This is a genomic window from Amycolatopsis sp. TRM77291 (genome assembly GCF_054166285.1).
In genome coordinates this window covers 2,585,475-2,598,879 of record NZ_JBSZHF010000001.1, presented here as the reverse complement: position 1 = coordinate 2,598,879, position 13,405 = coordinate 2,585,475, and the positions used below count along the sequence as shown (strand labels likewise).

14 protein-coding genes are annotated in these 13,405 nt (G+C 69.4%); 2 read left to right on the top strand and 12 right to left on the bottom strand.

Going from position 1 to position 13,405, the window contains the following annotated elements:
* Position 1: 1 nt before the first annotated feature.
* From ACXIZN_RS12270 to ACXIZN_RS12240, 7 genes are read right to left on the bottom strand one after another with little or no spacing between them, the layout of a single operon-like run.
* A complete protein-coding gene (locus ACXIZN_RS12270) occupies positions 2-523 on the bottom strand; it encodes a 3-hydroxyanthranilate 3,4-dioxygenase (protein ID WP_457954419.1) in 522 nt (173 codons plus the stop codon).
* Positions 520-948 (bottom strand): RidA family protein, encoded by a 429-nt coding sequence (locus ACXIZN_RS12265; protein WP_457954418.1) that lies wholly within the window; start codon positions 946-948, stop codon positions 520-522. Before ACXIZN_RS12265 ends, ACXIZN_RS12270 begins: the two co-directional genes overlap by 4 nt.
* Positions 945-1,712, bottom strand: coding sequence for a 2-keto-4-pentenoate hydratase (locus ACXIZN_RS12260; protein ID WP_457954416.1), 768 nt, complete (start codon positions 1,710-1,712; stop codon positions 945-947). Before ACXIZN_RS12260 ends, ACXIZN_RS12265 begins: the two co-directional genes overlap by 4 nt.
* A complete protein-coding gene (gene dmpG / locus ACXIZN_RS12255; protein ID WP_034317469.1) occupies positions 1,709-2,716 on the bottom strand; it encodes a 4-hydroxy-2-oxovalerate aldolase in 1,008 nt (335 codons plus the stop codon). The genes ACXIZN_RS12260 and dmpG overlap by 4 nt, the downstream gene beginning before the upstream one ends.
* The gene (locus ACXIZN_RS12250; RefSeq protein WP_457954415.1) at positions 2,713-3,645 is read right to left on the bottom strand and encodes an acetaldehyde dehydrogenase (acetylating); all 933 of its coding nucleotides are present in this window, start codon (positions 3,643-3,645) and stop codon (positions 2,713-2,715) included. Before ACXIZN_RS12250 ends, dmpG begins: the two co-directional genes overlap by 4 nt.
* Complete coding sequence (locus ACXIZN_RS12245; protein ID WP_126733031.1) at positions 3,642-4,433, bottom strand: 2-keto-4-pentenoate hydratase; 792 nt, start codon at positions 4,431-4,433, stop codon at positions 3,642-3,644. Before ACXIZN_RS12245 ends, ACXIZN_RS12250 begins: the two co-directional genes overlap by 4 nt.
* Entirely contained in the window at positions 4,430-5,899 is a 1,470-nt protein-coding gene (locus tag ACXIZN_RS12240; protein ID WP_457954413.1) for a 2-hydroxymuconic semialdehyde dehydrogenase, read from the bottom strand. The genes ACXIZN_RS12245 and ACXIZN_RS12240 overlap by 4 nt, the downstream gene beginning before the upstream one ends.
* Before the next feature lie 307 nt (positions 5,900-6,206).
* Between ACXIZN_RS12240 and ACXIZN_RS12235 the strand changes: the two genes are divergently transcribed.
* Together ACXIZN_RS12235 and ACXIZN_RS12230 are read left to right on the top strand one after the other, a co-directional pair.
* The gene (locus tag ACXIZN_RS12235; protein ID WP_457954412.1) at positions 6,207-7,559 is read left to right on the top strand and encodes an MFS transporter; all 1,353 of its coding nucleotides are present in this window, start codon (positions 6,207-6,209) and stop codon (positions 7,557-7,559) included.
* A gap of 10 nt (positions 7,560-7,569) precedes the next feature.
* Entirely contained in the window at positions 7,570-8,298 is a 729-nt protein-coding gene (locus ACXIZN_RS12230) for a dienelactone hydrolase family protein (RefSeq protein ID WP_457954411.1), read from the top strand.
* Here the strand turns inward: ACXIZN_RS12230 and ACXIZN_RS12225 are convergent.
* The 5 genes from ACXIZN_RS12225 to ACXIZN_RS12205 all read right to left on the bottom strand — a co-directional run bounded on the left by ACXIZN_RS12225 (position 8,285) and on the right by ACXIZN_RS12205 (position 13,369).
* On the bottom strand, positions 8,285-8,521 hold the full coding sequence (locus ACXIZN_RS12225; protein WP_457954410.1) for a DUF6480 family protein: 237 nt from the start codon (positions 8,519-8,521) through the stop codon (positions 8,285-8,287). The genes ACXIZN_RS12230 and ACXIZN_RS12225 overlap by 14 nt on opposite strands.
* A 61-nt stretch (positions 8,522-8,582) precedes the next feature.
* The gene (locus ACXIZN_RS12220) at positions 8,583-9,524 is read right to left on the bottom strand and encodes a glycoside hydrolase family 43 protein (RefSeq protein ID WP_457954408.1); all 942 of its coding nucleotides are present in this window, start codon (positions 9,522-9,524) and stop codon (positions 8,583-8,585) included.
* Between the two features lie 96 nt (positions 9,525-9,620).
* Positions 9,621-10,568 carry a universal stress protein gene (locus ACXIZN_RS12215; RefSeq protein ID WP_457954406.1) on the bottom strand — a complete coding sequence of 316 codons (948 nt, stop codon included), beginning with the start codon at positions 10,566-10,568 and terminating at the stop codon, positions 9,621-9,623.
* Between the two features lie 147 nt (positions 10,569-10,715).
* Positions 10,716-11,810: a M20 family metallopeptidase gene (locus tag ACXIZN_RS12210; RefSeq protein WP_457960500.1), complete on the bottom strand. Its 1,095-nt coding sequence runs from the start codon at positions 11,808-11,810 to the stop codon at positions 10,716-10,718.
* 50 nt (positions 11,811-11,860) lie between these two features.
* Positions 11,861-13,369, bottom strand: coding sequence for an AbgT family transporter (locus ACXIZN_RS12205; RefSeq protein WP_457960499.1), 1,509 nt, complete (start codon positions 13,367-13,369; stop codon positions 11,861-11,863).
* Positions 13,370-13,405: the final 36 nt, after the last annotated feature.

Below are 13,405 nucleotides of genomic sequence, written 5' to 3'. Positions count from 1 at the left end.
CTCAGCCCTTCCCGGGGTGGAGGGCGCCGCAGCCACCGCAGGTGCGGGCCTGTTCGTCGCCGTAGAACGCGGTGAAGACCGGCGGCAGGTCCTCGACGATGTCACGCACCTGGAGTTCCACCTCGTGCACCAGCGCGTTGCATTCGAGGCAGTACCACTGGAACTTCTCCAGCGTGCCCTCCTCGCGGACCCGCTCGATGACCAGGCCGATCGAGTCGGCTTCGGGACGCTGCGGCGAGTGCGGGATGTCGCCCGGCAGCAGCCAGGTGTCGCCCTCGGAGATCCGGACGGTCTTCTGGCCTTCGTCGGTCATGACGTTCACGTGCATGTTGCCCTTGAGCTGGTAGAACCATTCCTCGTAGGGGTCGACGTGGAAGTCGGTGCGCTGGTTCGGCCCACCGACGATCTGCACGATGAAATCCTTGCCCAGCGCCATGGTCCGGTTGTTCACCGGCGGCTTGAGCAGATGCTCGTGCTCGGCGATCCAGGCCTGGAAATTGACGACCTCGGGAATGCCGGTCATCGCGGAACCTCCGTGTCTTTCGGTAGCTGGGCGATCGCCTGGATTTCGATCAGCAGATGCGGATGCGGCAGCTGATGCACGGCGACCGTGGTGCGGGCGGGGCCCGTTTCGTCGAAGTACTCGCCGTAGATCTCGTTGTAGCCGCCGAAATCGTTCATCGAAACCAGGAACGTGGTGATCTGTGTGATGTCGGAGAGGTCGGCGCCGACCTCGTGCAGGATCCCGCGGATGTTCTCGATCACCGCGCGGGTCTGCGCCCGGATGTCCAGGTTCGTGGTGCCGAGCTCGTCCACCTCGACCCCGGCGAACGTGTTGTCCGGACGTCGGGAGCTGGTGCCGGACACGAAGACCAGGTCTCCCGCGACCTTCACATGCGGGAACCGGCCCCTCGGCTTGGCCAGCCCGGAGATGACCCGCCCGCTCATGCCAGCCCCCGCACCGAGACCCGGCCGAGCCCGGCGATGTCCGCCTCGGCGACGCCGGGCGCGAACGGCACCGCTTCGGTCGCCGCCCCGGCCAGCACCACCTGCCCGGCCCGCAACGGGATGTCCCGTTTCCGGCACAGCTCGACCAGCGCGTGCAGCGCGCGGACCGGATCGCCGAGGATCGCCGACGTCGAGCCGATCACCTCGCGGTCCCCGGAGCGCAGCCGCACCGCCCGGTTCGCCGCCTCGCCGAACGCGCACCACGGGCCGAGCACGAACCCAGCGGCCGAAGTGTTGTCCGCGACCACATCGGTGTGGGTGAACCGGAAATCCCGGTACCGGGAGTCGATGATCTCGATCGCCGGGGCCATCGCTTCCACCGTGGACTCCACGTCGAACGCCGGGTCGGCGAGATCGATGTCGCGGGCCAGCCGGTACGCGACCTCCGGCTCCACCTTGGGATGGATGAAGCCCGCCAGCGAGACCTCGCCGCCGTCGGCGACCCGCATCGCGTCGGTGAGCCTGCCGGCGATCACCTCGGACACGCCCATCTGCGCCATTTTCGCCTTGCTGGTCAGCCCCAGCTTCACCCCGAGCACCCGCTCACCACGCGCCTCCCGGCGGGCCACCAGCTCGGCCTGGATCGCGTACGCGTCGGCGATGTCGAACTGGTGATCGTCGGCGAGGCTCGGCGTGTCCACGCGCGACGTCTGCGCGGTGTCCAGCCGATCGGCGAGCGCCGAGATCTCCGCGATGGCCATCATGTGCCGCTCCGTACCAGGTCGAGTGCGATGTCCACGATCATGTCCTCCTGCCCGCCGACCAGCTTCCGCCTGCCGACCTCGGTGAGAATCCGCCGGGTGTCCAGTCCGTAGCGGGCGGCCGCGCGCTCGGCGTGCAGCAGGAAGCTCGAGTAGACCCCGGCGTAACCGAGGGTCAGCGTCTCCCGGTCCACCTGGACCGGCCGCTCCCGCAGCGGGCGGACCAGGTCGTCCGCCGCGTCCTGTAGCGCGAACAGGTCCGCCCCGTGCTCCCAGCCGAGGAGGTCGGCGACCGCGACGAACGGTTCGGCCGGGCAGTTGCCCGCTCCCGCGCCCTGCCCGGCCAGCGCGACGTCCACCCGATAGGCGCCGTGCTCGACCGCGGTCACGCTGTTCGCCACCGAGAGAGACAGGTTTTCGTGCGCGTGGATGCCGATCTCGGTCCGCTCGTCGAGCACCTGCCGGTACGCGTCGATCCGCTCGGCGACCCCGTTCATCGTCAACCGGCCACCGGAATCGGTGACGTACACGCAATGCGCGCCGTAGGACTCCATCAGTCTGGCCTGTTCGGCGAGCGCGGCAGGCGTGGAGAGGTGGCTCATCATCAGGAATCCGGAGACGTCCATGCCGTGCTCGCGAGCCCAGGCGATGTGCTGCGCGGCCACGTCGGCCTCGGTGCAGTGGGTGGCGATCCGCACGCTGCGCACCCCGAGGTCGCGGACGCGGCGCAGCTGTCCGATCGTGCCGATACCGGGCAGCAGCAACGTGGTCAGCGTGGCGTTCTCGATCACCTCCGCGGCCGCGGAGATCCACTCTTCGTCGGTGTGCGCGCCGAATCCGTAGGTCGCGCTGGAGCCGCCGATCCCGTCGCCATGGGCGACCTCGATCGCCGCCACCCCGGCTTTGTCCACAGCGGACACGATCCGCCGGACCTGGTCCACTGTGTACGCGTGCCCCATCGCGTGCATGCCGTCGCGCAAGGTCACGTCCTGGAGGTAGACCTTCATCCGAGCCACCCCCTCAATTCGGCGATCCGCTCGGCCGTGCGCAGCGCCGCGGAGGTCATGATGTCGAGATTTCCCGCGTAATCCGGCAGATAGTGGGCCGCGCCGAGCACTTCGAGGAACACCGAGACCTTGAGCCCGGAGATCTCCCGGCCGAGCTCGGGCACCCACTGCCGGGACACCGCGTCGAACTGCACTTCCTGTTTCAGCTTGTAGCCCGGCACGTACTCGCTCACCCGCTCGGCCATTTGCCCGACCGACGCCGCGATCTTCTCCCGGTCCGGCTCACCCTCGACCAGGCAGTACACCGTGTCCCGCATGACGATCGGCGGGTCGGCCGGGTTCAGCACGATGATCGCCTTGCCCATCGCCGCGCCGCCGACCTCGCGGATCGCGGCCGCGGTGGTCTCGGTGAACTCGTCGATGTTCGCCCTGGTGCCCGGCCCCGCCGAGCGGGACGAGATCGACGCGACGATCTCCGCGTACGCGACCGGGGCGACCGAGGACACCGCGGCCACGACCGGGATGGTGGCCTGTCCGCCGCAGGTCACCATGTTCACGTTCGGTGCGGCGAGGTGCTCGTCCAGGTTCACCGGCGGCACCACGAACGGGCCGAGCGCGGCCGGGGTCAGGTCGATCATCAGCTTGCCGTGCGCCTCCGCTACCTCGGCGTGCCGGCGGTGCGCACCTGCCGACGTCGCGTCGAAGATCACCCGCACATCGGCGAACTCCGGCAGCGCGGCGAGGCCGTCGATACCGCCGTGGGTGGTGGCCACCTTGAGCCTGGCCGCCCTGTCCAGCCCGTCCGACGCCGGGTCGATACCCGCCATCGCGGCCATCCGCAGCGTCTTCGACAACCGCAGCACCTTGATCATCAGATCGGTGCCGATGTTGCCGGAGCCGATGACGGCGACCGGAACCGTTGCTGTCACTGAATCTCCTCCTCGATCACCGCGTCGACCTCGCCGAGTCCGTCCAGCCGCAGCCGGAACCGGCCCGCTCCCGTGACCGGCACCATGGGGCCGAGCGCCCCGGACATCACCACGTCGCCCGCGCGCAACGGCTGCTCGCGAGCGGCCAGCTCCCGGGCCAGCCAGGCGACCGCGGCCACCGGCGAGCCGAGGCAGGCGTGCCCCGCGCCGAACGACACCGGCTCACCGTCCAGCTCCAACGTCATCCCGGTCGCGGCGAGATCCCGGCCGGTCAGCGAGAACGGGGTGCAGCCCAGTACCACCGCGCCGCTGGACGCGTTGTCCGCCACAGTGTCCACAATGGAGAGATCCCAGGCGCCGATGCGCGAGTCGACGATCTCGATCGCGGGGAGCACGAACTCCGTCGCCCGCAGCACGTCCGCGACCGATGCGCCCGGCACGTCCAGATCGCGGCCGAGCACGAACGCGATCTCGCCCTCCGCACGGGGTTGCAGGAACCGCCGGTACGGAACGGGTTCGGTGTGCGCGTACAGCATGTCGTCGAAGAGCACACCGAAGTCCGGCTGGTACACGCCGAACTGACGCTGCACCGACGGCGCGGTCAGCCCGATCTTCGCCCCGGCCACCCTGGCGCCTGCCTCGACCCGCTGGTCACGCAGCCTTCGCTGTACCGCGTAGGCCGCGTCGACGTCTTCCGCGCCGAGGAATTCCCGCACCGGCGGACAGGGGCTCGCGGTGCTCGCCGCCGTCGCCAGCCGGGCGGCGGCCGCCTCGATCGCCGCGGTCACAGCCGCACGCACACATTCGTCGGCTCGGTGTAGAAGTGCAGCGAAGACGCGCCGCCTTCCCGGCCGATCCCGGAAAGCCCCATCCCGCCGAACGGCGAGCGCAGGTCGCGCAGGAACCAGGTGTTCACCCAGGACATGCCGACGTGCATGGCCTGCGCGACGCGGTGCCCCCGGCGCAGGTCCTGGGTCCACACCGAGGAAGCCAGCCCGTATTCGGTGTCGTTGGCCAACGCGATCGCCTCGTCCTCGGTGTCGAACGGGATCAGCGCGGCCACCGGGCCGAAGATCTCCTCGCGCACCGGCCGGTCCTTGTTGGTCAGGCCGGTCCACAGGGTCGGCTCCAGCCACGAGCCGCCGTCGAGTTCCGGACCGAGCTCGGGAATCCCGCCGCCGGTCAGGGTTTCGGCGCCGGTCTCCTCGGCCAGCGCGAGGTAGTCCAGCACCTTGCGCCGGTGCTCCGGCGAGATCAGCGGGCCCGTGGTCGTCCGCTCCGCCGACGGGTCGCCGAGCCGCAGCCCGCGCGCTTGCTCCACCAGACCGGCAGCCACCTCGTCGAACACCGAACGCTGCACGTACACCCGTTCGGTGCACAGACACACCTGCCCGGTGTTCGCGAACACGGACCGGGTCAGGCCGGCGAGTGTCTCGTCGAGATCAGCGTCCTCGAACACGATGGCGGCGTTCTTCCCGCCGAGTTCGAACGACACCGGCCGGACCCGGGGCGCGACCGTGCGCATCACCTGGGTTCCGGTGGCCGACGAGCCGGTGAACGTCACGCCGTCGATACCGGGATGTTCCGTGAGGTACTGCCCCGCCGAGTCGCCGCCGAACCCGTGCACCACGTTGTAGGCGCCTGCGGGCAGGCCGACTTCGGCCAGCACTTCGGCCAACAGGGTCGCGGTGGACGGAGTCTGGTCGCTCGGCTTGACCACGACCGCGTTGCCGCAGCCGAGCGCGGGCGCGACCTTCCAGGTCAGCAACAGCAGCGGCAGGTTCCACGGCACGATCACCGCGACCACGCCGAGCGGTTTGCGCACCGCGTAGTTCAGCGCCTGCGCCCCGCCGGGCAGATCGGTGACGAACGATTCCTGGCCGGCGGCCGCGATCACGTCGGCGAACGTGCGGAAGTTCGCCACCGCGCGGGCCACGTCCAGTTCGCGGGCCTGAGTGACGGGCTTCCCTGTGTCCGCGACCTCGGCCGCGACGAACTCCTCGAACCGGGCCTCGATCCGGTCTGCCGCCCGGCGCAGCAACGCGGTCCGCTCTCGCACCGGGGTGTCCGCCCAGCCGTTGTGCAACGCCGCGCGGGCGCCGGTGACCGCGCGGTGCACCATGTCCCGACCAGCCTCGTGCACCCGGGCGAACTCCGCGCCCGTCGCCGGATCGACCGCCGGGAACCCCGGCCCGTCCGGCTCGGCGAACTCACCTTCCACGAAGTTGCGGATCCACCGCACTGGCTGCGTCATGCCGTTCACTCTGTCCGGCCGCGCCATGCGGAACAAATGCGTATCTGCTCGCCAGCCATGCCCATACGAACATATCGAAACCGGACGTCGCATGTGATCAGACGGACGACACGTCTCCCACCACGTGTCGTCCGCCTGATCACGCGTGTCGTCCATCTGATCACGTGTGTCGTCCGGGAGGTATACCGGTTCAGGCATGAGAGACCGGCAATTCGGCATTTGTGGCCTATGCCTCACGGTGTCAGGCTTCTGCCCAATCGCCAGCAGCCGCGATCGGCTGTCGCCCGAGTCGATTGGGTTTTCGCAGATGAACGCACCCGCGCCCCGCAAGATCGCCGCCGCCACGCTCGCCGGGACCACTCTCGAGTGGTACGACTTCTTCCTCTACGGCACCGCGTCAGCGCTGATCTTCAACAAACAGTTCTTCCCCTCGCTGAGCCCCACGGTCGGCACCCTCGCCGCGTTCAGCACCTTCGCCGTCGGGTTCATCGCCCGCCCGCTCGGCGGTCTGGTGTTCGGTCACTTCGGCGACCGGATCGGCCGCAAGTCCACGCTGGTGGTGTCGCTGATGCTGATGGGCGTCGGCTCCACGCTGATCGGGTTGATCCCGAACTTCGACGCGATCGGTATCTGGGCGCCGATCCTGCTGGTCGCGATGCGGATCGTGCAGGGCATCGGGCTCGGCGGCGAAGGCGCCGGAGCGACCCTGATGTCGATGGAACACGCGCCCGCCGACCAACGGAACCGGTACGCCGGGTTCCCTCAGATGGGCACCCCGGCCGGGCTGGTGCTGGCGAATCTGCTGTTCCTCGGCAGCAGCGCGGTGATGCCGGCGAGCGCGTTCGCCGCGTGGGGCTGGCGAATCCCGTTCCTCCTGAGCTTCGTGCTGGTCGCGATCGGACTGATGATCCGGCTGAAGATCACCGAATCACCGTCGTTCACCCAGGTGGCCCGGAACGACAAGGTGGTCCGGTTCCCGCTCGGCGCGGCGTTCAAGGTCGGCTTCGGCAGGCTCGCGCTGACCCTGCTGGTCGGCGTGGCGAACTCGGCGGTCGCCTACGTCTTCATGGTCTTCACCCTGTCCTACGGCACCCAGAACCTCCACTACGACCGGCAGTTCCTGATCCTGTCGGTGACCGGATCGGCGGTGCTGTGGTTCGCCACCATCCCGATCTGGACCCGCATCGCCGACCGCCACGGCAGGCGCACCATGTTCGTCGCCGGCTCGGCCGCGCTCCTGCTGTGGTGTCTCGCGTTCTTCCCGTTGCTGAACACCGGCGACACCGGGCTCGCCATGCTCGCCCTCGCGGGGATGGGCCTGGTCGTCCCGATCACCCACTGCGTGCAAGGCGCGATCATCGCGGACACCTTCCCGGTCAACGTCCGGTTCTCCGGTATGTCGCTGCTGCTGCAGGGCGGCGCGATCCTCGGCGGCGGGCTCGCCCCGATGATCGCCACCGCGGTGCTCAACGCCACCGGTTCGACCACCGGCATCACCTGGTACCTTGCCGCGATCTGCGGCGTCAGCATGATCAGCGCGATCGCCCTGTTCCGGCTGCTCCCTTCCCGCGCCGCGGAATCCACAGTGGACGGACCGCGCGACCACGACGCGGTTCCGCTGTCCGTGAACACTCACCCGGCCGGGGTCGACGATCATTAGAGTCCGGTTCATGCCGGTCACCACACGCACGGTCGAGTACCCCGCCGACGGACTGACGATGGTCGGGCACCTGGCGCTCCCAGCCGGTGCCGGCCGCCGTCCCGCGGTCCTGGTCGGGCCGGAAGGGCCGGGGCTGAACGATTTCCAGCGTCGCCGGGCCGATGCTCTCGCCGAGTTGGGGTACGTGGCACTGGCCTTCGACTTCAACGGCGGGCGCTGGTTCTCGGATCCCGAGGAGATGCTGGCGTACGTGATGCCCCTGCTCGCCGACCCGGACCGGATGCGCGAGATCGGCCACGCCGCCCTCGACGTTCTGCGGTCTGAGCCGCGGACCGACCCGAGCCGGATCGCCGCCATCGGGTACGGCACCGGCGGCGCGATCGCGCTGGAACTCGGCCGGGACGGCGTCGAGCTGCGTGCGATCGGGACGATCAACGCATTGACCACCGGCCGGCCGGGCGAAGCGGCGCGTATCCGCTGCCCGGTCTGGGCGGGGATCGGCTCGGAAGACCCGATCATGCCGCCCGCGCAGCGGGAGGCGTTCACCGCCGAAATGCAAGAAGCCGGCGTCGACTGGCGGCTCGTGGTCTACGGCGGCGCGCTGCACGCGTTCCACCACCCCACGGTCGACCACGAGGTGCTCCCGGGCGTCGGGTACCACCCGCGCCACGCGGAACGGGCGTGGAACGACGTCGTCGATCTGCTCGCCGAATGCGTGCCCGTGGTCAGCCCAGCTTGAGCCACCCCAGCGCCAGCGCGACGACGAACCCGCTCGCCAGGACGACGAGGACGCCGATGAAGATCAGCCAGGCGACCGGCATCGCCTTGGACGGCATCGGCTGCGGGTGCGAGAGCCCGGAGGTCTGAGCCGAATCGGGCGGCGTCGCGCCTGGCGAAACGCCGCCTCCTGGTTCGAGGTCGGGAGTCTTCTCAGGGTCCGGGTCGGGCGGCTGCGCTGTCATCGCCGGTGCTCCTTCGGTCGGTCTCCCCTCGGGTACCCGAACGACGGCGGCGAAACCCCTGTCAGCCGAGCTGGGGAACATCGTTCGGGAACGCGATGGGCAGCTGGAACATCCCGCGGGCGGTGCGGCCACCTCCGAGCCACCCATGGAAGTGGATATGCCCGTCGACGACGTCGGCCCCACCCGGTGCGTCGACCTTGCCGCCGAGCAGGTCGGTGGACAGGAGCGGCGCACCGGCTTTCACGAACGGTCCGCTCAGCGAGGGCGCGGAGGCATAGCCCGTGTGGTAGCCGGAACTCTGGAACGTGTCGGCGGAGTAGAACAGCAGGTACTTGCTCGGCGTCTTCACCACCGACGGTGCCTCGACGACGGCGTTCTCCGACACGAGATCGGCGCGCAGCAACTCGATCCGCGGGCCGTCCGGCGTGCGCCCGTCGGCGCGCATCTTCTGCGACCAGATCGCGGCCGGAGGACCGATGGCCGCGCCGTCGCTCTTGTAGAGCAGGTACCGCGAGCCGTCGGTGTCCACAAAGGTCTGAGGATCGATGTCACCGCCGTCGCCGGGGACGCAGATCAATGGACCGTCACCGGCAGGGGTGTACGGTCCTTCGGCCTTCGCGGCGGTCGCGACGCCGATGCACATCTCCCCGCCAGGAGCCACCGCCGCGGAAAAGTAGAGCAGGAACGTACCGTCGGAAAGCCGGGTCACATCGGGCGCCCAGAACCCGCCGTCAGGTTTCGCCCACTTGGGTGCGGCCGCGAGCGCGTCGCCGGCGATCCGCCACGGACCTTCCGGCGCCGGAGCGTGCGCGTACGGCATTTTCGTCGCGCCGGTGCTCGTGGAGAAGGCGAGATAGCCGGAGTCGGTCTTGACGATGTCGGGATCCGGGAAGTCCTGTCCGATGAGCAGTCTCGGCGTGCCGATGGCAGAGGCCGGAGGCGTGGTCACGAGTGTCGACGCCATCACCACGGCGAGGGTCACGAGGCAATGCATGAACTTCATGACCGATTCTGTGGACGGGACGACACGGCCGGCAGTCTCACCGAGGCCATCCCACCGGGAAGCGTGTATTTGGTCGTTCACCCGGTCCTGCGGGATTCAACCGCGCGTCTTGGGGTAGCCCGCGTGGCGTTCCTTGTGGTGCCGGACCACGGCGACGGGACACGGCGCGTGGTGGACCATGGCGCGGCTGACCGAGCCCAGCAGAGCACGGCGCAGCGGCCCGCGTCCGTGACTGCCGACGACGAGCAGCGCGGCACCCTCGGCTTGCTCCGCCAGCGCGTGGGCGGGCCGGTCGACCGCGATCACCCGGTGGACGGGAACGCCGGGATACCGTTCCCGATATCCGGCCAGCGATTCGTCGAGCAGGGGCTTTCCTCGTTCCTCGATGAGCTCCCTGTCGTGCTCGGTAGGCGTCACCGACATGGCTTCGAGAGGGAGATCGGACCAGACGTGGACGGCCACCAGCGCGCGGTCGTGCCGGTCGGCGAAGTCGTAGGCGAACCCGATGGCTTCCCTGCTGGTCTCGGATCCGTCGACGCCGACCACGACCTTTCCCTCCGCCGGTACGTCACCGGCGCGCACGACCACGATGGGCCGGTGATAGTCGTGCAGGAGTTCGTTCGCCGTCGAGCCGACCAGGAGCCTGGGGAGCGCGGTGAGCCCCGACGACCCGATGACCAGCAGCTCCGCGTTCTCCGCGGCGCGGGCCAGCTCGTCGGGTGCGCGCCCGGACAACAGCCGTGTCGAGACGGCCAGCCCCGGCCAAGCGCGACGGCACTCCTGGGCGATGTCGCCGAGCATGGCCTCGGCGTGCCGCTGCGCCGTTTCCTGACCCGCTTCGAGGAACCCCGGTCGCGGCCACGCCCCGCCACCCGGGAGCGCCTCGGGTACGGGCGGGAACCCGACGACGTGGGCGACGACCAGTCCGCGGCCGCGGGCGGCGGCTTCCCCCGCGGCCCAGCGCACGGCCTTCCGTGCTTCTTCGGAGCCGTCGTAACCCGCGACGACCGCTCCCTTGTCCATTGTGGATTCCGGTGATGTCATCACTGTTCACGTCCTGTCAGAGCGACGGTGATACCACCATGAATACCACGTTCGGCGGTCGCCGAAACCTCGCTCGAGAAGGCACTGCCGCGCGGCGGCCCTCGCCAGGCCGAGCACCACCACGAGCCGACCGGGCAAACCCGCTCGTCAGGCGAGTGCCGAGATCAGCCCGATCGCCAGCGCCGTCCGTTCCGGGATATGCCTCGCGAGGATGTGTTCGTCGCGCGCGTGGGCGCCGCCTCCGACGGCGCCGAGCCCGTCGAGCACCGGGCGGCCCAGCGCGGAGACGAAGTTGCCGTCGCTCGCACCGCCCACCGTGGTCTCCTCCAGCTGCCAGCCCTCGTCGGCGGCCACCTTCCGCGCGGTCGCGAACAGCGCCCGTGACGGGTCGTTCGGTGTCATCGGCGGCCGGTTCCACTCCCCTTCGACCGAGACGGTCACGCGGGGGTCGGCGGCTTCCAGGCCGGCGAACACCTTGTCGATCCGGTCCATTTCGGACGGTTCGGCGACGCGGACGTCGACGCCGCAGCCGGCGCTGCCCGCGGTGACGTTACGACCGGTGCCGCCGGAGATGGTGCCGACGTTGACCGTGGTCCCGAGTTCGCGTGAGCCCGCGGACGCCAGCTGCCCGACGATCTCGGCGAGGGCGTGGATCGCGCTCGCACCCGCGTACGGGTCCAGGCCCGCATGAGCCTCGACGCCGGTGACGGTCACGTCGAACAGGCCGACCCCCTTGCGCGCGGTCTTCAGCTTGCCGTCCAGCGACGCCTCGAAGACGAGGGTGGCCAATGCGCCTTCGCTGGCCGCTTCGATGTACGGCCGTGAGTGGGGGCTGCCGATCTCCTCGTCGCCGTTGAAGAGGAACTTGACCGACGGATGCGGAAGGCCGAGCTCGCGGAGGCCTCGCAGGGCCCAGACCGACTGCACCAGCCCGAGTTTCATGTCGAACGCGCCCGGCCCGGTGACGCGGCCGTCCTCGTCGGTGTACGGCCAGCCGGCGAGCGTGCCGGTCGGCCAGACCGTGTCGTAGTGACTCAGCAGCAGTACCGTTCCCGGCGCCGTCCCCGAATAACCCAGTTCCAGTACGTCGCCGCGGACCGTGTCGGTGTGGCGGGCTTCGGTATCGGGCTCGCCGAGGCGGTCGAAGATCCAGGCCCGGATGGTGTCGAGGCCTTTGTCCAGCATCGGCTTGTCGTAGCTGTGCGTCTCCAGTTCGACGATCGTCCGCAGATCATCGAGCATGGCGGGCAGTGCCTGGCGGGACCAATCCGTGTGTGACAAGAGAATCCTTTCTACCGAACGGGGGCGCCGGGGCCGAGCGGGATGCCGAACACCCAGAACACGAAGAACAGCAACGTCCACACCACCAGCAGGGCGAACGAGAGCGGGACCGTCATCGAGAACAGCGTCCCGATTCCCGCCGAACGCCGGTAGCGCTGCAGGAAGCCCAGCGCCATCACGAAGTACGGGCTCATCGGGGTGATCGCGTTCGTGCACGAGTCCGCGATGCGGTACAGCGCCTGCGTGGTCTCCGGCGGGATGTCCAGCAACATCAGCATCGGCACGAACACCGGACCGATCAGCGCCCACTGGGCCGAGCCGCTGGTGACGATCAGGTTCACCAGGGTCACCACGACGAGGATGCCCAGCATGATGACCGGCCCGGACACGCCGGCGGATTTGAGCAGGCCGGCGCCGTTGATCGCGGTGATCTCACCGATACCCGTCCACTTGAAGCAGGCCAGGAACTGTGAGATGGCGAAGAACAGCACCAGGATCGGCGCCATCTCGCGGAATCCGTGTGCCATGAACCCCGGGATGTCGCGGCTGCTGGTCACCGTCCCGGCGACCTTGCCGTAGGCCCAGCCCGCGGCCAGGAAGCCGAGCGCGAGGAAGATCGAGATGGACGTCAGCAACGGTGACTCGATGATGCTTCCGCCCTTGCCGCGCAAGGGCGACGACGCGGGCAGCACCGCCAGCACCAGGGCGATCACGAAGACGGCCAGCGCGATGAGCGCGGCGAGCAGGCCGCGCCGTTCCTGGCGGCTGAGCTGGAGCGAGCCGAGATCGTCCTCCTGCGCGTCGTCGTCGACGGGCATCGCCTCTGCGCGCCGCGCGAGGAGCTTCTCGGTCACGAGCGTGATCACGGCGGCCAGCACGACCGACGAGGCGAGCGAGAAGAAGTAGTTGGCCAGCGGGGTGACCGAATAGGCCGGATCGATCGTCTGTGCCGCCGCCGTGGTCAGGCCGGACAGGATGGCGTCGGTCGGCGTGATCAGCGGGCTGGCGTCGTATCCGGCGGAGATGGACACGAACGCGACCACGATGCCCAGGATCGGGCTCCGTCCCACCGCGCGGAAAGCCAAGGCCCCCAAGGGGATCAGCACCACATAGGCCGCGTCGGACGCGACGTGGGACACCATCCCCGTGAACGCCAGCGCGAAGGTCACCCATCGCGGCGAGACCTTCGAAACACCGGACCGCAGCACGGCCGCGAGCAGACCGGAGCGCTCGGCGACCGCCACGCCGAGCATCACCACGAGGATCGTGCCCAGCGGCGGGAACGACGTGTAGCTCTTGACCGCGTCGGTCACCATCATCCGCACGCCGTCGGCGGACAACAGGTTCTTCGCCTCGACGGACTTGCCCGTGGCCGGGTTCACCGCCGACACGTCGGCCGCGCTGAGCCCCCAGCTGGCCAGCGCCAGCACTCCGCTCAGGATGACGAACAGCCAGAACGGATGCGGCAGCTTGTTGCCGAGCCGCTCGACGCCGTCGAGCGCGCGCAGCAGGAGGTTCATCGGACGTGAGGTCGTTCTGGCCTGGCTGGAACTCAC